Origin of the sequence: Nocardia sp. CA-119907, assembly GCF_050955995.1 — a bacterium.
Lineage (GTDB): Bacteria > Actinomycetota > Actinomycetes > Mycobacteriales > Mycobacteriaceae > Nocardia.
Genome location: NZ_CP192091.1, coordinates 3,852,200 through 3,872,996, shown reverse-complemented (window position 1 = coordinate 3,872,996; position 20,797 = coordinate 3,852,200). Strand labels below are relative to the sequence as shown.

The window sequence follows — 20,797 nt, the reverse complement described above, 5'->3', positions numbered from 1 at the left end:
GAGCTCACGCCGCCGCGCGCTTCTTGTTGTAGACGTCGAATGCCACCGCGGCCAGTAGCACCAGGCCCTTGATGACCAGCTGCCAGTCGCTGCCGACGCCGAGCATCGACATGCCGTTGTTCATCACGCCCATCACCAGTGCCCCTACAATGGCGCCGACAACGGTACCGATGCCGCCGCTGGCCGACGCGCCACCGACGAATGCCGCGGCGATGGCGTCGAGCTCGAAGTTCTGTCCCGCCTTGGGCGTTGCCGCACCGAGCCGGGCCGCGAAGATGACACCCGCCAGTGCCGCGAGCACGCCCATATTCACGAAAACCCAGAACGTATTGGCCTTGGTATTCACCCCGGACAGCTGCGCGGCCTTCTCATTGCCGCCGACGGCGTAGATCCGGCGCCCGATTACCGAGCGATTCATGACGAACGAATACAGCACGATCAATACGATCAGGATGACGCCGATAATCGGAATCCCGTTGTAGGACGCCAAAACGAAGCTGAATGCCAGGATGACCGTGCCGAGCGCCGCCAACTTGGCGATGAACAGCAAGCGCGGTCCGGCAGGCAGACCGTAGGAATGGCGGCGCTGGCGCACCCGCCATTGCGCCCACACCAGGGCCGCCACCGCGAGCACGCCGATGAGCAGCGTCAAACCGTTCAGCTCGCCGACGCGCAGCCGGATGGCGATTCCGTTGAACCCGGCGAATTGAACGGCATGCAGCGGTAACCAATTCGGGAGGTACCCGGCCGCGATATTCACGAACCCCTGCGGGAACGGACCGATCGACTGGCCCTCGAGCACCAGCTGTGCCAGACCGCGGAACAGCAGCATGCCGCCCAGGGTGACGATGAATGCCGGAATCTTGACGTAGGCGATCCAATACCCTTGCCAGGCACCGATTGCCGCGCCCATCGCGACGGCCGCTAGCACGACCAACGGCCACGGCCAGTGCCACTGCACTATGGCGATACCGGTCACCGCACCGACCAGTGCGCACAGTGATCCCACCGAGAGGTCGATATGGCCGTTGATGATCACGAGCATCATCCCGATGGCCAGCACCAGGATGTAGCCGTTCTGCAGGATGACATTCGTGACATTGAGCGGCGTCAGCAGGCTGACACCGTCGGAAAGCTTTGCCGTGGTCAGAATTTGGAACAGCAGCGTGATCACCACGAGCGCCACGATCATGCCGTATTGGCGTACATTGCCGCGCAATGTGCGGCGCAGGACCGCGAGCGCGCCGACCTGTTTCTGCTCGACGGCCTTCGCGATAGCCTCGGCGGAGGTGTCGTCGCCGTCTTCCAGCTTGTCCAGCAACGTCATTCGGGTACCGCCTCGGCCATAGTGGTTCCGCGTGTCATCAGTTTCATGACAGCCTCCTGTGTGGCTTCGTGTTTCGGGAGTTCGCCGGTAATGCGGCCCTGGCTCATCGCATAGACGCGGTCACACAGGCCGAGCAGTTCCGGCAGCTCCGAGGAGATGATCAGCACGCCCTTTCCGGCGGCGGCGAGCTGGTGGACGATCAGGTAGATCTCGTATTTGGCGCCGACATCGATGCCGCGGGTCGGCTCGTCGAGGATCAGCAGATCGGGTTCGGTGAAGATCCATTTGCCGAGTACGACCTTCTGCTGGTTTCCGCCGGACAGGTTGCCCACCTTCTGGAATACCGTCGGTGTCTTCACCGTCAGCCGGGTGCGCAGGCGCTCGGCTTCGACGATCTCGCGGTGGGTGTCGATGACGGTGTGCCGGGAGACCGCGGGAAGATTGGCGAGGGTCATATTGCGCCGGATGTCCTCGTCGAGGATCAGTCCGTATTGTTTACGGTCCTCCGAGACGTAGGCGATCCCGGCAGCGATCGCATCCCGGACCGACGAAACTCGCAGTACCGCACCATCTTTGCGAATCGTGCCACGAATATTGCGACCGTAGGACCGGCCGAAGACACTCATCGCCAATTCGGTGCGCCCGGCGCCCATCAATCCGGCGATACCGACGATCTCACCGCGCCGGACCTGTAGGGCCGCGTCCCGGACGATCCGGCGATCGGCAATGGTCGGGTGGTCAACATTCCAATCGGCGATTTCGAAGAACACCTCGCCGATCTGCGGATCGGTCCGCGGCGGAAACCGGTGGTCGAGATCGCGCCCGACCATGCCCTTGATAATGCGATCCTCGGTGACCGCCTCGGCCGCCACATCCAGGGTCTCGATGGTCCGGCCGTCGCGCAGTACGGTAATCGAATCGGCAACCGCCAAAACCTCATTGAGCTTGTGCGAGATCAGGATCGAGGTAATGCCCTGTTCGCGCAGTTGCCGCAGCAGCGCGAGCAGACTCGCGCTGTCGGTTTCGTTGAGTGCCGCGGTCGGTTCGTCGAGGATGAGCAATCGCACCTGTTCGGACAGCGCCTTGGCGATCTCGACAAGCTGCTGTTTGCCGACACCCAGCGCGGCGACCAGGGTTTCGGGATCCTCGACGAGACCGACCTGCCGCATGAGCAACATCGCCTGCCGGTTGGTCTCGTGCCAGTCGACGGTCCAGTTGCGCAGCCGTTCATTGCCGAGAAAGATGTTCTCCGCGATGGAAAGCTGCGGCACCAGCGCCAATTCCTGGTGGATGATCGCGATGCCCGCCGCCTCGCTACCGCGAATATCCTTGAACGCCACATCGGTACCGTCCATGCGCATCTGTCCGCTGTAGGAGCCGTGCGGATAGACGCCGCTGACCACCTTCATGAGCGTGGATTTGCCCGCGCCGTTCTCGCCGACCAGCGCGTGGATTTCGCCATCGGCCACCGCGAAATCCACGGCGTCGAGCGCCTTCACACCTGGGAATTCCATGGTGATCCCGCGCATTTCGAGAATGTGCTTGGTCATGCTGTGTCCTTCTCTGCGTGCCCGAGGGGCCCTCCGTGGTTACGCAGGCTGCCTCCTCCGCGCCCTGACTCGGCCATGCGGGGCGTTCTTCCGGATCGTCAGGCGAAGTCACGCTCGGAGTAGTAGCCGGAGTCGATCAGCACCTTCCGGTAGTTATCTCTATCGACCGATACCGGCTGCAGCAGATACGACGGCACCTTCTTGGCGCCGTTGTCGTAGGAGGTGGTGTCATTGGTTTCCGGTGTGCCGCTGGTCAGAATCGCATGGACCATCTGTACGGCGCGTTTGGCGAGGTCACGGGTGTCCTTGAAGACCGTCATGGTCTGCTCGCCCGCGATGATCGACTTCACCGACGCCTTCTCGGCATCCTGACCGGTGACGATCGGCATCTTCTTATCGCCCCTGCCGTAACCGACCGCCTTGAGGGCCGAGACGATGCCGATGCTGAGGCCATCGTAGGGGGACAGCACGGCATCGATATTCGCGGTGGAGTAGTTGGCGCTGAGCAGGTTCTCCATCCGGGATTGGGCGGTGGCGCCGTCCCAGCGCAGCGTGGTCACCTGATCGATGGCGGCCTGTCCGGAGCGGACCACCAGCTTGCCCGAGTCGAGATGGGGCCGGAGCACCGACATGGCGCCGTTGAAGAAGTAGTAGGTGTTGTTGTCATCGGGGGAACCGGCGAACAGTTCGATCGAGAACGGGCCCTTGCCATCGCGCAGACCGAGCCGGTCCACAATGTAATTCGCCTCCAGCACACCGACTTTGAAGTTATCGAAGGTGGCGTAATAGTCGACATTCGCAGTGTCGCGGATGAGCCGGTCGTAGGCGATCACCGCGATCTTGTTCGTCTTGGCCTGCTGCAGTACGCCGGTGAGCGACTTGTTGTCGATCGCTGCGATCACCAGGGCCTTGACGCCCCGGGTGATCATATTCTCGATCTGCGAAACCTGCGTCTCGATGACGTCCTCGGCGTATTGCAGATCGGTGTCGTAGCCGAGGTCCTTGAACTGCTTGACGATATTGTTGCCGTCGGCGACCCAGCGTTCGGAGGATTTCGTCGGCATGGCGATGCCGATCATGCCGCCGGAAGCGGACGAATTCCCGCTGTCCTCAACGGAACACGCGGCGGCGGCCAACAGCGCGGCAATACCGGCGGCGCCGGCGAAGAGTCCGCGACGGTTGATGGTGGGCATGGCACAACTCCTTGACTAGACCTGGACGAACTCGATGCCGGTGAGCTGACAGAAGACCTGCCAGTCGGCGGCGTGGTGGCCGATATTCATGACCTGGTGGTGCGGCCCGCCCGCGGTGAGCCAGCCATCCATGCATTCGCGCACGCCGTTCGCGGGCCGGAACTGGCCGTAGGGCATTTCCAGTGCGGGCAGTTGCTGGCTGTCGAGCACCGTGCCTTCGGCCACCACCATGCGGAACTTTTCGCCGCCGAGCGAAACCAGACAGGCCAGCGTCGCGGGTCCCGGCCGGTAGCGGAACAGGAAGGTCGGCGGCTCGTCGAGCTTGCCGATGCCGAGTTCGCGCCGGATCAGCCGGACCGGTTCATCGGTGCGTGCGATCCGCCAATTCCCCTCGCCCATATGGCTCATCAGGATCGAGTCGGAGGGAAAATCCATCGCGTACATTTCGGTGAAATGTCCGTCGCCGATCAGCTGATGTCCCGCGTAGACCATGGCGGCCGCCATCGCATCACCCTCGGCGCCATAGCCGTAGCCCTTGGCCATCAGGCTCGATGCCGCGGCCAGCGGCAACCGCTGGAACCGGCCGTCCTCGCCGATCGCGTCGAAGTGCGTCGAGTAGGCGCCGTAGCCGCGGTCGGTGAGAATGCGTTCGATGGCGATCTGCATCCGGGCGTGGTCTTCGCGCTCCGCTCCGGTCAGTGCCGGATCGATCGCGAATTCCCCGTCCTCCCAGGCCATCAGTACCGCAACCTCATCATCGGTGACCGCCTGGCTGCCGCGGTAGAGATCGCCGGGTGCGACGAAGCTGATCTCCGGGCCGAGCGCCCGCAACAGCGCGTTCTCGTCGACGCGGATATCGCCCATATCGTTCATGGCATAGCCGAATACGCCGACTTTCAGCGACCGCCATGCGGTGACCGCCCGCGCGGCCCGCGCCCAACGATCAACGCGCGCAGCGAATTCCGGTGTGCGCCAATCATCGGTCACCACCGTGAACGGACGGTCGGCGCGCACCATCGCGTTTGCGGTGTCCTGGGCGCCGTGGATCCCCTGGTTGTAGGTCATATCCGCCATATCCCAGTCCGGAGTGACGGCTGGTTCGGGCTGAATATTGGCCAGTAGCACCGGAAGTCGGTTCTCGTTGAACAACCGGGCCACCCGCATAGCCGGGCCGTAGGTGAGCATCACCACCATGACGCCGTCGAGATCGGCATTGACGAATTCGCGCATTACCGCCTCGGCGTCACGCCGGTCCTTGACGGGGCGGCCGACGGTCCAGTCGGCGAGATCGGCGAGTTGTTCGGCGATCTCGTGGGCGTAGCTGTCCTGGCGGTCGGCGATGCCCGGGATCATCTCGTCGTAGAGGGCCTGCATGATGCCTAGCAGGCCGATGCGTGGTTTCGGGTTCATCGAGGACGTACTCCTTTGTTGGCGGCCGGAATTCAGTGCTGGCCGTACACGTTCTGGTAGCGGTCGTGCAGGCTGTCGACATCGGCCTGCGCAATGGGGACCGGCTCACCGAGCTGGCGCGCGATATGCACGGTGCGAGCCACGTCCTCGCACATGACAGCCGCCTTCACCGCGGCGCGGGCGTCGCGCCCGACCGCGAAGACGCCGTGATTGCGCATCAGGACGGCGGGAGAGCGGTGGCCCGACAACGACGCGACCACACCCCGGCCGATATCGTCGTTGCCGATGAGCGCGAAGGGACCGACCGGAATTTCGCCGCCGAACTCATCGGCCATGGCGGTCAGCGTGCACGGAATCGGTTCCGCGCGTGCTGCCCACGCGCTCGCGTAGGTCGAATGGGTATGCACCACACCGCCCACCTCGGGCATCTCTCGGTAGACGTAGGCGTGTGCGGCGGTATCGCTGGACGGTGACAAGTCGCCTTCGACCAGCTTGCCGTCGAAATCGCAGACCACCATCGAATCCGGGGTGAGTTCGTCGTAGGACACCCCGCTCGGCTTGATGACCAGCAACTGTTCCCCGGGAACCCGGGCGGAGACGTTGCCCGCGGTCCAGACCACCAGACCCCAGCGCAACAGCTCTCGATGCAGATCGACGAGTTGCTCGCGCAGGCCGGTAATGGCGGCTGCGACCGTTCGCTCGGCTGTGCCTACTGTTCGCTCGCTGCGCTCGTTCATGCGGTGGCGACTTCCCTTCGTGCGTCGTTACGGATGCGCCGCAGCCGGTGCAATACCTTGGTGCCGCCGCGGCCGAAATGGTCGTGCAGGGCTTGGTATTCGGCGTAGATGGCGTCGTAGGCGGCGGCGCGGTCGGGATCGGGGAGGTAGGCGTTGCGGTGTACCCGGCCCATCGCCGCGGCGGCGGTACGGACATCCGGGTAGGCCCCGGCGGCGACGGCGGCGTGGATGGCCGCGCCGAGCGCCGGCCCCTGATCGGAGCCGATGATCGACAGCGGTAGCCGCGTCACATCGGCATAGATCTGCATCAGCAACGAGTTCTTCAGCAGGCCACCGGCAATCACGAGTTCGCGAACGGGAACGCCTGCGGTGTCGAAGGATTCGATGATGGTGCGGGTGCCGAAAGCGGTGGCCTCCAGCAATGCGCGATAGATGTCTTCGGGTTTCGTCGCGAGGGTCAGGCCGACCAGGATCCCGGATAGATCGTGGTCGACGAGCACCGAGCGGTTTCCGTTGTGCCAGTCCAGCGCGACCAGGCCGTGTTCGCCGACCCGCTGCCGCTGCGCCAGGTCGCTCAGATAGGCATGGGCGTCCATGCCGCGCGCGGCGGCCTCGGCGTGATAAGCACCGGGCAGTGACGAGTCGACGAACCACGCGAAGATATCGCCGACTCCGCTCTGCCCTGCCTCGTAGCCCCAACTGCCACTGATGATTCCGCCGTCGACCACGCCACACATGCCGGGCACCTCGGCGAGGTGATCGCTGTTCATGACATGGCAGGTGGAGGTGCCCATCACCGCGAGCAAGTGCCCGTTGGCGACGGCCTGCGCGGCCGGTGCGGTGACGTGCGCGTCGACGTTGCCGACCGCGACCGCGATCCCGGCCCGCAGCCCCGTCCAACCCGCTGCCCGCTCGGTCAGGCCGCCGGCACGACCACCGAGCGGGGACAGCGGGTGGACCAACTTGCCGACGGCGAAATCGGCGAAGTCCGGATCAAGCGCAGCGAGATAGTCGCTGCTCGGCCAACTTCCGTCCTGGTGAATTCCCTTGTAACCAGCTGTACAGACGTTTCGTGTCTCCCGACCGCACAGTTGCCAGACAATCCAGTCCGCCGCCTCGATGAAACGCTCGGTCCGGGCATAGATCTCCGGATCCTCTTCCAGCATCTGCAGCGCCTTGGCGAACTCCCACTCCGCCGAGATCTTGCCGCCATACCGGTTGATCCACGGCTCACCTCGCTGATGGGCAAGAGCATTGATCCGGTCCGCCTGCGGTTGTGCCGCATGGTGTTTCCACAACTTCGGATAAGCGTGCGGCCGCCCCGCGAACTCGGGTACCTTACATAACGGCGTCCCATCGGCAAGCGTGGGCAGCACCGTACACGCCGTGAAATCCGTCGCGATCCCGATGACATCGGACGGGTCGACCCCCGATTCGGCCAGCGCGGCGGGCACCGCCGTCCGCAACACATCGAGATAGTCCTCAGGATCCTGCAGCGCCCAATCCGGAGGCAGCTCGGCACCGGTAGCCGGCAGGCTCCGATCGATGACCCCGTGCCGGTATTCGGTTACCGCACTGGCGAACTCGGCCCCATCCCGCACCCTGACCACAAGTGCACGCCCGGACAACGTGCCGAAGTCGACACCGACCACATACTCGTCCGCCACTGTGACGCTCCTAACAATGTTAACGCGAACATTGTTAGCGCGAACATTCGCCCCGTGTCAAGGAGTCACCGGTTTAGTACGTTGTGATCGCTCACGTCCAGGTGTGGCCCATCTCGAATGATGGCTCGAGACGTCGGTTGTACGTCAGGCCGCTCCAAACGAGAAGCCCTCGACCTGGAGCAGGTGGTCATCCCGTGCGGGATGGTATGGGGCCACGTCGGCCAGGTGCCGGGCTATTCCAGCCAGAGCTACACCGACGACACCGGTCACCGCACCGTCGCCGTCTTCACCGCCACCGCGTTCGGCCTGGCCGAACCTGAAACCCACGCCGCCGGCCAAGCCCTCGTGGACGCCGCCGTCTGCGCGATGCTCGGCAAACCGATTACCACGGCAACCGCGCCGCCTCCCATGGATGTCACAAATTCTGACCTTCTACGGCAGAGAAGTATCACAATAATTGACGGACCGGACCGGAAATTACTTCCGGAGCCATTAAAATGCACTTTCAATAGAGCGCAGGTACCCCTTTTCACACCGGAGCCAGTGATCGCGAGACTTTTCTTGACCGGCGTCCGCCGCACCGGTTACAAAGGAGTTACCGCTGGTCCAGCGCCCCGGACCGGCCTGCGAGAAGTATGCGAAATTGGCTATCGATGTGATCGATGCGGCGGTAGAATTACCGGCTGCACGCAATACCGTTTGGGATCTTCTCACTGATCCACAGAGCTATTCGAGAATTTTCACCGGCATCGGCGCGTGCGACCAAGTGGAAACCATCGCCGGTCGTCCGCTGTGGCAGTTCCGGATAGGTACTCGGGACACCGGGATCCACACACTGGCCGTAACTCTCGTTGCCCAACGCGGCCGCAAGACCATCGAACTGCACTGCGCCGCCACCGGCAGCTTCGTCGTTATGCGGCTGCGCGACGTCGGGAAGGGCGCCGGGAGACAAACCGCCACGGGTGCCACGCGGGACACCACCACGGGCACTCATGTCAGCATCACTTGTTTCGCTGCCGACCGCATCCACCCAGGCGTGGCCGGGCTGCGGAAATCCGCCGTCACCGCATGGATCGAGGCGGGGATGCGCCGGTTGGGCGACTTGCTCGCGGGCGCACCAACCTCGGTGGTCGTCAACGGCGAGAACGCTCCGATGCGGCGGCGTGCCGACGTGGCCCGGCAGATCGTCAGCACCGGCGTGGGCCGCACCTATCGCCTCGACCTCGGCGTGAAACAGATTGCGCGCCTGGCCAAGTGGGGTTTCAACCTGGCCGGCGGCTACGCTGCCGCGGCCGCGCACTCACCGCGGCGGGTCGCGATCGTCGACGATCACGGCAGCCGCACCTTCGCCGAGGTCCACGAGCGCAGCCAGCTGCTGGCCGGCGCGCTGTCCACGCTCGGGCTCGGATATGGCGACGCGATCGGGCTACTGACGCACAACCACGCCGGCATGGTCGAAACCATGGTCGCCGCCGGGAAACTGGGCGTCGACGTAGTGCTGTTGAACGCGGGCCTGTCGGCCCGGCGAATCGAGGAGATCGTGCAGCACCATCGCCTGGCGCACCTGTTCGTCGACACCGACCTGGAAAAGCTGGTGCACTACCTGCACCCCGGCATCCACCGCTTCGGCACCGACCCGCACCGCCCGGCACCCGGCCGCACCACCATCGACGACCTGATCAACGAGGGACACAACGACTTTCGCCGCCCACCCCGCCCCGGCCGGCTGATCGTACTCACCTCCGGCACCAGCGGCACCCCCAAGGGCGCGCGCCGCCCACAGCCGAAGGGGTTCGCCACCGTAGCCGCGCTGCTTTCGCGAATCCCATTGGAGATGAACGAGACCATGCTCATCCCGTCGCCACTGTTCCACACCTGGGGGCTGGCGGCCCTGCAGCTGAGCACCGCACTGCGCGCCACCGTGGTGCTGACCGAACACTTCGACGCGCGCGACACCCTGCGCCTGATCGCCGAAAACCAGGTCACCACCCTGGTGGCAGTGCCCACCATGGTGCAGCGCATCCTCGACCTGCCGCAGACGACGCGAGCCCGGCACGACACCACGAGCCTGCGCATCGTGGCCAGCTGCGGCGCCCCACTGGCGGGCGTCACGGTCCTGCGGTTCATGGACACCCACGGCGACATCCTCTACAACATCTACGGTTCCACCGAGGTGTCCTGGGCCACCATCGCCACGCCCGAGGATCTGCGTATCTCCCCCACCACCGCCGGCCGCCCACCGCTGGGCACGAGAGTCGTGGTGCTGAACCCGGATCAGCAACCGGTCCCGATCGGCGCGACCGGCCGCATCTACGTCGGCAACCACATGCTCTTCGACGGCTACGTCAATTCGGCGCCACCGGCCGAGACCGACGGCATGCTCGACACCGGCGATCTCGGCTACCTCGACGCCGCCGGGCGGCTTTTCATCGCCGGTCGCGACGACGAGATGATCATTTCCGGCGGCGAGAACGTCTTCCCACGCCCGGTGGAGGAGGCGCTGGCGCATCTACCGCAGATCACCGATGTCGCCGTGATCGGGGTGCCCGATCACGAATTCGGCCAGCGGCTGGCCGCGTTCATCGTCAAACGCGAAGGCTCAGGCCTGGATCCGGACATGATCCGCACCTACATCCGGCATCGACTCAGCCGGTACTCGGTGCCACGCGATGTCACCTTCCTGCCGGCGCTGCCGCGCGGGGACACCGGAAAGGTGCTCAAGCGGCTGCTGACCGGCATCCCGGCACATCAATCGCCGCTCTAGCTCTTGCCCCGTCCGCCAGCCGCTACCCCGCCGCCACGTGGTACCGCTCGCGATGCTCGACCCACGGACGCTGCCGCTGCTCCTCGCTCATCGCCAACAACTCACACAACTTCGACCACGCCACCTCATCGGTCGGGGCATACACCCGCATCCACGCATGCGGCAACGACGGCAAACTCATACTCGTCAAAAACATCTCCAACTCCCCCGCCGCCAAATTACGGATCCGCTTCGTAACTCATCATGGATCGCGCTGCCCGAGCGGCACTGCTGCGCCGCTGGGACGAGCATGCTCTCGCATCAGGAATCGGGTGATGTCAGCGCAAGCGGTAGATCGCGAGAGCGGGTGGTGTGAGTACTCGCGTATGCGGCGAGTGTGAACATGGCCGTGAGTGCTAACCATCGCGTGGCGACGGCGCCCACTGTGGACAACAGATAGCCCGCCCCGAGCGCGCCGAGCGCGACCGCACCGTTGCAGAACAGTGCCATCGTCGCAACCGCGCGACCGAGCGTCTGTTCGGGGATCACATCGAGCCGGGATGTCGTCAACGCGACGTTGCTGACGACCCCCACGCCGCCGACGCCACACCAACACGTGGCCAGCACAAAGGGATTGGCGCTGAACGCCATGGGAACGAGCAGCGCAGTCCATGCCCACAGCGCGCCCCGATAGACATTCCGGGGAGGGAAGCGAGTGGTGAGCCGTGATGCCGCGGCGGCGCCGAGTACTCCGCCGACGCCCGCGGCGCCGAGCACTACGCCGACGGTCCACGCGGGACCGTCGCCGTTCTTCAGTTCGACCAGTATCAGCAGCAAGACGAGCTGAATGACGATATTCGACAGTCCGATCATTGCCGTCGACGTCCGCAGGAAAGGTTCGGTCCATACGACACGGAAGCCGTCGGTGATGGTGCGTCGGACCGAATGACGCTCGGACTCGGCGGCTTTCGGCGGTGCTGGCGAGTCCGGACGGATCAGCGACAGCGCGACGAGGCAGTAAAGATACGACACGGCGTCGGCGATGAACGGCAGCCAGCGGGCCACGCCGTAGACCGCCGCACCTGCTGCTCGTCCGACCAGGATGGCGATCGGTTGCTCGGCCTCGAGGAACGAGAACGCGGCGGGTCGCTGTGCGTGCGACACCACGTCGCGGATCGCGCCCAGCTCACTGAGGCCGACGAAGACGTAGACACTGCCCTCGATGAACGCGGTGATACTGACTATCAGCGCGAGGCTCGGCAGCTGGGCAGCGACCGCTCCGGCAGCCAGGCAGGCCGCGATCAACCCGGTGATCTGGCATATCACCAGGGTCCGGATCCGGTTGGAATAGTCCGCGACGATGCCGGCCGCGATCTGGAAGATCAGACTCGGCAGGCTCAACGCGAAACCGACCCATCCCGCCGCGGCGGGCGAGCCCGTCACCGCGAGAACCAGCATCGGGTAGGCGATTCGGACGCCGTGGAATCCCACCAGCGATGTCGCGTTTCCGGACCATAGCAGCAGGAAGTTCCGGTTGGTGTGGATTCCCGATCTACCCATGAGTGCGCGGATACCTCGACAACCACCGCACGAGATCGACGATCTCGACACCTTCGGCATCCGCCAGCAGTACCTGGCACAGGTGGGCGGCGACCTCGGCCCTGTCATCGAGAACGCTGAAGTCATCGTCCGGGTGGAGCTTCGGCAACGCCAGCGCCAATCCTGCCCACAACTGTGGGCGGAGCGGGTCGAGGTGCACCTCCTCGGTGTACAGCGCGACCGCCGCGGCCAGGTCACCCGCCAGGTAGGCCCGGTCGCCGCGCGGCTGCTCCAGGATCGACAGAGCTTCGGCCGCGACGTGGTCCAGCAGCTTCAGCTGCGCTGGAAGGTGCAGGCGGCGATGGTCGTTCGGTACGGCCCGCTGGTCCACCTGATCCGCGGGCGGCAGGACGTCGGGCCGTGGCGCCTGCGCGATCCAGCACGCGGCCAGCTCGGCGATGCCGCCGATGTCCGGTGTCAGGTTCCGCACTTGCCAGAACGTCCGATGCGCTATCGCCACCTCGGACGCGGCGACCCTGGCCGCCGTGGGCACGTCCTCCTCGCCCCAGGGGCGCATTTCAGCACTGAGCGCGTTCAGGAAATGCGAACCCGCCTCGGTGAGCAGGCTCGAGGTCGATGCCTGCGCCACGGCGCCTTCCACCTGCAGACGCCACAATTCGAAATCGACGTTCGCCTGCATCGATCGGTGGCAGTCGGCGTGACGATGTATTCGCCAGAAGTCGGTGACTCCGAAGAATGCGTAGATCCCGTGTAGCAGGCCCATCATCGGACGTGGGTCGTCGCGCCACGGCGCGTAGAAGCGGCACACCGGATCGGGATCGAACAGCACGACCTGATCGGTCAGCAGCGCGAACTTCGTGTGCTGGACCTCATGGATCAGCGTGAGCGCCAGCTGGCAGGGGTCCACGGGGGCCGTGGTGTAGACGCAGCCGACTCCGTTGAATGCGGTGTGGCTCGTGCTCGCCGCGAGTGGTTGTGTGCTCAGCGGTGCCAAAGACTGCAGGCAACTGCGCATCGGCACGAGGTACCGGTTGAAGTCTCGGCGCAGTAGTTCCCAGGCCGCCGCGAAATCCTGTTGCCATGTGCTGGTTTGGGCGGTTGTGAGCCGGGGTGGCTGCTGACCGTCCAGCAAGTGTCGGAACGGGTCCAGGTCGTCCAGGAACACCTCCCGTTCCGCATCCGCACCCCGCAATCGCCGCAGCGGCAGCCAGGCGGGATCGGACTCGTCATCCCGGGACGGGACGAGAACTGTGCTGGTGCCCCGGGTGAAGCGCAGTGCGCCCTCCCGTGTCCAGTGCAGTTCGCAGTGCCCGTTATCTCCGGCAGGGCCGAGCTCGGCCCTGCCAATGCCGGGCAACATCACCACGCCGTTCCGCACTACGAGGTTGATGGAACCTTCGGGTAGACAGGCGATGGCGCCTGCCGCGGCGAGCCAGCCCAGGTAGCCACAGTCTGCCCACAGTGGGGTCGGTGCGTCGTCGGGCTCGGCATGAAGGCGGTGCAGGACGTCGGCGAGCCACGGGCCGACGTGCGGGTACGACAACAGCGTCGCGACCTCGGCCGGATGGGATCGTTGCAGTTCGGCCAGCGTCTGGTAGGCAAGGGAAAGTCCTGCGGCGTCGGCAATTTCGGGGCGCGACGTGGTTTCGGCGATGAGTGTGCGCAGCAGGATCAGCCGCATCAGTAGCGCGCCTTCGGTCAGCGTCGCGATGGCCGACTCGGTTCCGTGGCCGGAACTCAAACTGGCCGTGACATCGTCGATCCCGGTGACTGTCGTTGGCATGTGGGTGTCCCGTCGCTAGGTGTTGATGGCAGAGTCGATGTCCGCACGGACACGAGATTCGATGTGGTAGATCAACTTCTTCAGGTCGGCGCGCTACACCGCACAGCTGCCGGTGCCACGCCGATGCCGCCGATGACGGTCGTGCCCGCTTTCGCCGCCATCGATGCTGACGCCGACTCGAATGCCCCATTGCTCGCAGATGCGCAGGAACTCCTCGTCGAGCAGCGCCGTTGGTCTGCATCCCGAGCCGCACTTCGGTGATCGGCTCGAGCAGTGCCCGCACCTGTCGGGCAAAATACTTCAGATCTCGATGCCCGACCTACAGCGGGCTCACCGCCATGGAATACGAGAGCGACAGCGGGCAGCGGGAATCGGCGCGCGTGCTCGCCGAACAACCGGCAGGCGTCGTCGAAAACCTGATGGCTCATCGTCTTCGGTTGCTCACGCCAACTCTAGTCGGCCCTCTCGTAGATATAGCAGTGGTCACAAGCCGAATTGCACCTACTGTGAATCTTGACGACGAACTCGACGAAGCGCAGCGGCTCCCAGCCGCCGCGACATATTTTGTCGACATCCAATCCCGCCGCGGGCCAAGAGGGTTGCTCCCGGAAATGTCCCATCGATACAGGAAACGGCGCCATCTCTTGCTCCCTCTACCTATGTGAACGACCATGGTCAGCACTGCGCCAGGCCACCCGTGGCCAATTTCTATATCGCCGGACTACTTACCGGGATTGATGAACGAGTGGGATCCCCCGTGGCGTTAATCGGCACGGCTGAGATGACGCTCGACCGCGGCACGCGGAGCGGGAAGGAGTTGGTCGTCAACTGCGCCGCACCTGTCCGGCGAGTTCGGCAAATTTCCCACGAGATACCTCCTCCTTCACTCCCGTTTACGGATAGTGAAACTGCCGATCGCACAGTCGAATAATCGACCTCCAATTCCGGCTACAGTCATCGTAGATTACCTTCGCCAGACGACATGTCGTCGACTCGACTGACTGAAGCCTATTGCAAGACAACGGGATTCCCGGCAGTCACAACTCCCATGGTTGGGAATTGGGAGTTCCCGAGAGCATCAGCGAACGCGGGCACGGCAGCGGGTGCCCTGATCCGCGGGAGGGGATCTGGCGTGGCAAGAGAAATTCCGAGCGAGGTTGCCTTCTTCCTCAATATTTGCGGCGCGCCGTATCCGAATGTCAACGAAGACCATGTGCGCGAACTGGCCGGGCAGGTGCGGGGCTTTGCGACGAGTGCAGGGCAGCCGCATGGGTCGGCGACCGGTGCGATCAAGGATGTGGGTGCGGTCTACTCGGGTATTCGTATGAGCAGTTGGTTGCGGCATGGGCGAGGAGTGGATGCAAGGCCTCCGGGCCCGTGGATGGCGCCGTGGATCGTCTCAACCCGGTCGGGCGAACTCGACGAGCCCGACGACCCTCGGCTTGACGCCGACCGTTCCGGGCGAGATCCGCAGCTACTCGCGCCGAGCCGATGCGGAACAGACGTCCGACCGGCTGTCACTGGCGGATCGGTTGCACGAGATGATCGAGGGCGCACCCGCGTACTTGGCGGCACAGAGCTGGCGGCCGCTCATCGCCCTACACATCGTGCCGCCGCGCTGACATGCGGCAGGCACTACCGGCCGGTTGGCGGATTGTCCGTAATGGGCGGTATGCGACTTTCCTATCAAACTGGCCGGTTCACGCTTGCAAGCCGAATTCCTCTGAAGCAAAGCAGGTTCGAGTTGAATGCAACACCCAAGAGCCGACCTGACGGCCCACCCGCAAATCTGAGCTCGATGCCGAACCTCGCACTCGCCCACCGCCGTGAATAGCTGTTGTACAAGTGCGAGATACCCTTCCCAGCAACGGGAACAGGCGTGTGCGATCGCACGTTTCGCGCGATTAAGATCGCTCTCGGGACGACAACCGGTCACCCATTGGTAGATATCCCGTTTCACTTGTCGGCATTGTCGAGCCGATCAATTCTTGCAACGCCTGGCAATTTGTCGCGCCGGTACGGGAATACAGAAAAGGAGGTCCCGTAAATGGGAAGACTCGATGAACTCGCCGCGCTCAACACGGAAGAGCTGGCCACCCAGTGCACTCCGGCCATGCGAGCCGCCCTCGAGCGCTACGCCAAGGGTTCGCGGGACAGGGCCCCTGGCGGGTTCAAGTCGTTCATCAACAACCCCATCAAGTGATCACGCGGCCACGGGCGACTCGGTAGCAGCGCGCCCGTGGCTGTTCCCGCAGCTCGAGGGAGCGAATATGGAGTCCGGTCCGGTGCCGTTGGGCGTTCCAAAGGTGCAAACATCCTGGCCCGCACATGGATTGGATGTCGACGGGCTGCGCCGCAGCGGCTGGGAGCCGCTGCCGTTCACGGAATTCGTTGTCAAGATCCACAGCCGTTGCAACCTGGCCTGCGACTATTGCTACGTCTACGAGATGGCCGATCAGAGCTGGCGCGATCAACCGAAGACTATGAGCCGCAGGGTTTTCGACGAGGCCCTCCGGATGATCGCCGATCATGCTCGCCGCTTCCAGCTGCCCGCGGTGGATCTGGTGTTCCACGGTGGCGAACCGCTGCTGGTCGGACATCGCGATCTCGAATACTTCGCCCGGTCGGCGCGCGAATCGCTGGAGCCGATCACCGAGGTACAGCTGGGCGTGCAGACCAATGGCATGCTGCTCGACCTGGAGTTCTTGCGCATCTGCGCGCGCTGGAATGTTCGCGTCGGAGTCAGCCTCGACGGCGACGAGAGCGGTAACGACAGGCATCGCCGGGATCGGCGGGGCGCCGGGAGCTACACGCGCGTCGCGGCCGGGATCACGCAACTGACGGCGGACGAGAACCGGCACCTGTTCGCCGGCCTGCTCTGCACCATCGATGTGGCCAACGACCCGGTGCGGACCTACGAAGCGCTGCTGGCGTTTCGACCTCCGGCGGTCGATTTTCTGCTTCCGCACGGAAATTGGATGACGCCACCACCACCAGCGTCGACCGCCGACAACACCGCTACCCCCTACGCCGACTGGCTCATCCCGGTGTTCGATCGCTGGTTCCGGGCGCCGGAGCTGGAGACCCGGGTCAGGATCTTCGATGACATCATCGACCTGCTGCTGGGCGGCTCCGTGACATCGGAATTACTCGGCCTGGCCCCCATTCAGCTGGCCGTGATCGAAACCGACGGCACTCTGGAGCAGGTCGACGAGTTGAAGTCGGCCTTCGCGGGAGCCACCAAGTTGCGCACCGCGAAGGTGGGCAATCCGCTCGACCTCGCACTGCTGGAACCCGCGATCGTCGCTCGTCAGATCGGCGCGGACGCCCTGAGCGAAACCTGCCGGACATGCTCTGTCCACAGCGTCTGCGGCGGCGGGCATTACGTGCACCGGTACCGCGCCGACAACGGCTTCCGCAATCCCTCCGTGTATTGCGCCGACCTGACGAAGCTGATCCACCACATCGGAGCACGGGTCCGCACCGACCTCGCCGCCGCCGATCACTGACGACAGGAGTGCAACCATGTCCGCCCCGACCATCGGTATCGACGATGCAGCGGCCGAGCTGTTCACTGGTTACGGCACGGAGTCAGCCGTCGTCCGGCTGACTTCGGACATGCTGACCGTACGACTCGTACTACTGCGCGCGCTCATCACCGAAGTCACCACTCACCAACCGGAAATCGACGACGCCGCCGGCCTTTCCGATGCCTATCGGGTCCTGACCGAGCTGGAGGAGTCACATCCGGCCGCGGTCGAGGCACTGCTGGTCTACCCGCACACCGGAGTTTGGCTCGGCCGCGTGCTCCAGCGTGTGCGCAACGCCTCGGACGATCGGGAACCAACTCCGTTGTGGGCCGACTGCGGCTACCTCGGCTGGTTGGCGGCGGCCGCCGTGGTCACGAATCTGCCCAGCGGATCGATGCGGGTTGTCGTACGCAACGGCGAAGTCATGCTGCCCGGGATCGGGTTGGCGCGGGTTGGATCCGCGGGCGACTACGGCCACTGCAAGCTGACCTGGGTGGATGGCGCGATACGCATCGTCGCTGACGGCAGCGCCCCGATCCTGGTGGCGTCGCCGACGGACGAGTCCGACCCGGCGTGGCTGCCGCTGCGGCGGGTGCACGGCGGGAACGGCGAACCGGAGGTCGTCCTCGATGATCTCGATCCGTTCCGCGACCTGCCCTCGGGTACGGCACCGCGGCTCACGACCGACGAATTCCGCACTTGGCGAAAGGATTTCGCGCAGGCCTGGCACCTGCTGCAACGAGACTTCCCCGGCTATCTGACGCCGATGCGTGCCTGCCTGCGGCTACTGACGCCGCTCACCGCGCGACCGGTGGCGGCGACCATCGGCCACACCGCCTTCAGCGGGACCGGCTGTGTGTACACCACAGCCCCGAAGGACTCTTGTGAAATGGCGGTGTCGCTGATCCACGAGGTCCAGCACAGCAAACTCGCCATGCTCGCCGATCAGGTGCTGATAGTGGATCCCGACCCGACGTGTCGCTTCTACGCGCCGTGGCGCGATGATCCACGGCCGATCCTCGGTCTGATGCACGGGATCTACGCCTTCTTCGGGGTCACCGACTTCTGGCGGGTACACCGGCACGCCGACTGCCACCGATCGATGCGGGCGCACATCGAATTCGAGCGCTGGCGTACACAACTGGCGACCGCGATGGTGGAGGCATCAGGTTCGGGCCTGCTGACCGAGCGTGGCGAGGAGTTCATGAGCGCGCTGACCGCAGGCGTCCGGCCATGGGCCAATGAGGACGTGCCGACGGAGGCGCGCGACGCGGTGGCCGAGATTCTGGTAGCACATCGCGCTTCTTGGCAGGTGCGCAATCGCACATCCAACGACGCCGAGCTGGCCGAGCTGGCAGAGCTGTGGGTCGCGCGAGCGGCACCTCCCGCGATACTGCCGTCCGTACGGTACGTGGATCAGGAGACGATCCCGCATCGCCACCGCGATCTACATATTCCGGTGCGGCTGAGATTGCACGACCCGGCCGCCGCTTCGAGCGTCGCGCCCGCTGATCTGCCCCGCGGCACTCGCGCCTACCTGGCCGGCGAGCCAGCCGAGGCCGTCGAGTTGTACGCCCTGGAGCTGCGCGGCGACCCGCTGCTCCCGCAGCTCTGGGCCGGTCTGGCCTTGAGCCTGCCGGAACTGTTCCCCGACAACGACTTCGGCGTTCTCAACGATCGGGCCGAGGTGGCGGCGCGCCTGTACCAGCGGCTGCTGTCCAACGGCACCGAGACCGACGTGGTCGAGCTGGTGCGGTGGTTGTCCGACCGCCCACGCACCGATATCTGAAACCAGGAATCGAGAGCACACAATGGAACCGACATCGGTGGCACTGGGGCTGCCCGCAGTCCGGAAGTCATGGCCCGAAACGGGACTCGACGTGGCCGCATTGCAGCGCAACGGATTCGAGCCCCTTCCGTTTACGGAATTTCTCCTCAAGATTCACAGCCGATGCAATCTGGCGTGCGATTACTGCTACATCTACGAAATGGCCGATCAGAGTTGGCGGGAGCAGCCGAAGGCGATGCGTCGGGAGGTTTTCGACGACGCCCTCCGAATAATCGCCGATCACGTTCGCAGGTTCGGCCCTCCCGCGGTGAGTCTCGTCTTCTTCGGCGGCGAGCCACTCATGGCGGGTCATGCCGATCTCGAGTATTTCGCATCGCACGCGCGGGCGGCGCTGGAGCCGATTACCGCTGTCACCCTCACTCTGCAGACCAACGGCGTGCTGCTCGACGACGAGTTCCTGAGGATCTGCGACGACTGGGACATCAGCATCACCGTCAGTCTCGACGGTGATGAGCACAGTCACGACCGCCATCGCCGGGACCGCCGCGGCGCCGGGAGCTACTCCCGGGTCGCTACCGCCCTCGAGAAATTGACGGCCGGCGATCGGCGGCATCTGTTCAACGGACTGCTCTGCGTCATCGACCTCGCAAACGACCCCTTGCGGGCCTATGAAGGACTGCTCGCGTTTCAGCCCCCGGCAGTCAATTTCGAGATCCCACTGGGCAATTGGACGACGCCGCCCCCGGGGTTTTCCGCCGATCCCGGAGTCACTCCGTATGCGGACTGGCTGATCACGATCTTCGACCGCTGGTATGGCGCGCCGCAACTGGACACGCGGATCCGAATGTTCGAGAACATCATGGACCTGCTGCTGGGCGGGACCGTGGAATCGGAGGTATGGGGCCTCGGTCCCACCCGAATAGCGGTGATCGAAACCGACGGCAGTGTAGCGCAGATCGACGACTTGAAGGCGACCTTCTCGGGTGCGACCAAACTGCGTGCCGGCCAACGCAATCCGCTCGACCGGGCAATGCTGGAACCCGAGATCGTGGCGCGCCAGATCGGCGTGGACGCGCTCAGCGACACCTGCCGCGCCTGCTCGATACACACCGTGTGCGGCGGTGGTCACTACGTCACGCGATATCGTGAGGGCGACGGCTTCCGAAATCCCTCGGTGTATTGCGCCGACCTGACCAAATTGATTCGCCACATCGAATCGCGAATGCGCGCCGACGTCGCCACGGCACTCCACGGGTAACCACTGTCAGGGCGCATGGATCCTGATCATCGTCGGATGCTGGGGGTGCGACTCGTATGGCGCTGAGGCGAAGCCATGTCCCCTGCACGAACCGGTCGCGCATACCCTCGCCTCCGAGCAAAGGCGGCGGGGTGCCGGAACCGCAGAATCCAGGACACACGATGGCCCGCCCTTCCCAGCAGAACAGCTCCAAGCCGAGGGCTCATGCTTTTGAGGACCAACCAGAGCTGGCCCAGCGGCAGCAGCTACG

Annotated in this window: 15 protein-coding genes; 6 read left to right on the top strand and 9 right to left on the bottom strand. The window is 64.7% G+C overall.

The features are described from left to right. Positions 1-4: 4 nt before the first annotated feature. From mmsB to araB, 6 genes are all read right to left on the bottom strand, one after another. Complete coding sequence (gene mmsB, locus ACQP2D_RS17230) at positions 5-1,327, bottom strand: multiple monosaccharide ABC transporter permease (RefSeq protein WP_433684702.1); 1,323 nt, start codon at positions 1,325-1,327, stop codon at positions 5-7. Next, positions 1,324-2,877 carry a multiple monosaccharide ABC transporter ATP-binding protein gene (gene mmsA, locus ACQP2D_RS17225; RefSeq protein ID WP_433684701.1) on the bottom strand — a complete coding sequence of 518 codons (1,554 nt, stop codon included), beginning with the start codon at positions 2,875-2,877 and terminating at the stop codon, positions 1,324-1,326. Before mmsA ends, mmsB begins: the two co-directional genes overlap by 4 nt. A 98-nt stretch (positions 2,878-2,975) precedes the next feature. Continuing rightward, on the bottom strand, positions 2,976-4,070 hold the full coding sequence (gene chvE / locus ACQP2D_RS17220) for a multiple monosaccharide ABC transporter substrate-binding protein (RefSeq protein WP_433684700.1): 1,095 nt from the start codon (positions 4,068-4,070) through the stop codon (positions 2,976-2,978). 15 nt (positions 4,071-4,085) lie between these two features. Beyond that, entirely contained in the window at positions 4,086-5,480 is a 1,395-nt protein-coding gene (locus tag ACQP2D_RS17215) for an L-fucose/L-arabinose isomerase family protein (protein WP_433684699.1), read from the bottom strand. A 32-nt stretch (positions 5,481-5,512) separates the two neighbouring features. Next, the gene (locus ACQP2D_RS17210; protein ID WP_433684698.1) at positions 5,513-6,217 is read right to left on the bottom strand and encodes an L-ribulose-5-phosphate 4-epimerase; all 705 of its coding nucleotides are present in this window, start codon (positions 6,215-6,217) and stop codon (positions 5,513-5,515) included. After that, entirely contained in the window at positions 6,214-7,884 is a 1,671-nt protein-coding gene (gene araB, locus ACQP2D_RS17205) for a ribulokinase (RefSeq protein WP_433684697.1), read from the bottom strand. The genes ACQP2D_RS17210 and araB overlap by 4 nt, the downstream gene beginning before the upstream one ends. 643 nt (positions 7,885-8,527) lie before the next feature. On the opposite strand from araB, the gene ACQP2D_RS17200 reads away from it, so the two are divergent. Continuing rightward, the gene (locus tag ACQP2D_RS17200) at positions 8,528-10,648 is read left to right on the top strand and encodes an AMP-binding protein (protein ID WP_433684696.1); all 2,121 of its coding nucleotides are present in this window, start codon (positions 8,528-8,530) and stop codon (positions 10,646-10,648) included. 22 nt (positions 10,649-10,670) lie between these two features. On the opposite strand, the gene ACQP2D_RS17195 is transcribed toward ACQP2D_RS17200, so the two are convergent. From ACQP2D_RS17195 to ACQP2D_RS17185, 3 genes are all read right to left on the bottom strand, one after another. Then, positions 10,671-10,844, bottom strand: a complete 174-nt coding sequence (locus ACQP2D_RS17195; protein ID WP_433684695.1) for a hypothetical protein — start codon at positions 10,842-10,844, stop codon at positions 10,671-10,673. A 104-nt stretch (positions 10,845-10,948) separates the two neighbouring features. Beyond that, a complete protein-coding gene (locus ACQP2D_RS17190; RefSeq protein WP_433684694.1) occupies positions 10,949-12,187 on the bottom strand; it encodes an MFS transporter in 1,239 nt (412 codons plus the stop codon). After that, positions 12,180-13,970 (bottom strand): HEXXH motif domain-containing protein, encoded by a 1,791-nt coding sequence (locus tag ACQP2D_RS17185; RefSeq protein WP_433684693.1) that lies wholly within the window; start codon positions 13,968-13,970, stop codon positions 12,180-12,182. Before ACQP2D_RS17185 ends, ACQP2D_RS17190 begins: the two co-directional genes overlap by 8 nt. 1,442 nt (positions 13,971-15,412) lie before the next feature. Here ACQP2D_RS17185 and ACQP2D_RS17180 point away from each other — a divergent pair. The 5 genes from ACQP2D_RS17180 (at position 15,413) to ACQP2D_RS17160 (ending at position 20,547) form a co-directional block, all read left to right on the top strand. Further along, complete coding sequence (locus tag ACQP2D_RS17180; RefSeq protein ID WP_433684692.1) at positions 15,413-15,592, top strand: hypothetical protein; 180 nt, start codon at positions 15,413-15,415, stop codon at positions 15,590-15,592. A 425-nt stretch (positions 15,593-16,017) separates the two neighbouring features. Then, the gene (locus ACQP2D_RS17175; protein ID WP_433684691.1) at positions 16,018-16,173 is read left to right on the top strand and encodes a hypothetical protein; all 156 of its coding nucleotides are present in this window, start codon (positions 16,018-16,020) and stop codon (positions 16,171-16,173) included. A 67-nt stretch (positions 16,174-16,240) separates the two neighbouring features. Further along, entirely contained in the window at positions 16,241-17,479 is a 1,239-nt protein-coding gene (locus tag ACQP2D_RS17170) for an FxsB family cyclophane-forming radical SAM/SPASM peptide maturase (RefSeq protein WP_433684690.1), read from the top strand. 16 nt (positions 17,480-17,495) lie between these two features. Further along, a complete protein-coding gene (locus ACQP2D_RS17165) occupies positions 17,496-19,289 on the top strand; it encodes an HEXXH motif domain-containing protein (RefSeq protein WP_433684689.1) in 1,794 nt (597 codons plus the stop codon). A gap of 22 nt (positions 19,290-19,311) precedes the next feature. After that, the gene (locus tag ACQP2D_RS17160; RefSeq protein ID WP_433684688.1) at positions 19,312-20,547 is read left to right on the top strand and encodes an FxsB family cyclophane-forming radical SAM/SPASM peptide maturase; all 1,236 of its coding nucleotides are present in this window, start codon (positions 19,312-19,314) and stop codon (positions 20,545-20,547) included. Positions 20,548-20,797 lie beyond the last annotated feature (250 nt).

Excerpts from the sequence above, each read along its gene's own strand:
- mmsB (WP_433684702.1), bottom strand. The coding sequence starts at position 1,327 with ATGACGTTGCTGGACAAGCTGGAAGACGGCGACGACACCTCCGCCGAG.
- mmsA (WP_433684701.1), bottom strand. The coding sequence starts at position 2,877 with ATGACCAAGCACATTCTCGAAATGCGCGGGATCACCATGGAATTCCCA.
- chvE (WP_433684700.1), bottom strand. The coding sequence starts at position 4,070 with ATGCCCACCATCAACCGTCGCGGACTCTTCGCCGGCGCCGCCGGTATT.
- ACQP2D_RS17215 (WP_433684699.1), bottom strand. The coding sequence starts at position 5,480 with ATGAACCCGAAACCACGCATCGGCCTGCTAGGCATCATGCAGGCCCTC.
- ACQP2D_RS17210 (WP_433684698.1), bottom strand. The coding sequence starts at position 6,217 with ATGAACGAGCGCAGCGAGCGAACAGTAGGCACAGCCGAGCGAACGGTC.
- ACQP2D_RS17195 (WP_433684695.1), bottom strand. The coding sequence starts at position 10,844 with ATGTTTTTGACGAGTATGAGTTTGCCGTCGTTGCCGCATGCGTGGATG.
- ACQP2D_RS17190 (WP_433684694.1), bottom strand. The coding sequence starts at position 12,187 with ATGGGTAGATCGGGAATCCACACCAACCGGAACTTCCTGCTGCTATGG.
- ACQP2D_RS17185 (WP_433684693.1), bottom strand. The coding sequence starts at position 13,970 with ATGCCAACGACAGTCACCGGGATCGACGATGTCACGGCCAGTTTGAGT.
- ACQP2D_RS17175 (WP_433684691.1), top strand. The coding sequence starts at position 16,018 with ATGGGAAGACTCGATGAACTCGCCGCGCTCAACACGGAAGAGCTGGCC.
- ACQP2D_RS17170 (WP_433684690.1), top strand. The coding sequence starts at position 16,241 with ATGGAGTCCGGTCCGGTGCCGTTGGGCGTTCCAAAGGTGCAAACATCC.
- ACQP2D_RS17165 (WP_433684689.1), top strand. The coding sequence starts at position 17,496 with ATGTCCGCCCCGACCATCGGTATCGACGATGCAGCGGCCGAGCTGTTC.
- ACQP2D_RS17160 (WP_433684688.1), top strand. The coding sequence starts at position 19,312 with ATGGAACCGACATCGGTGGCACTGGGGCTGCCCGCAGTCCGGAAGTCA.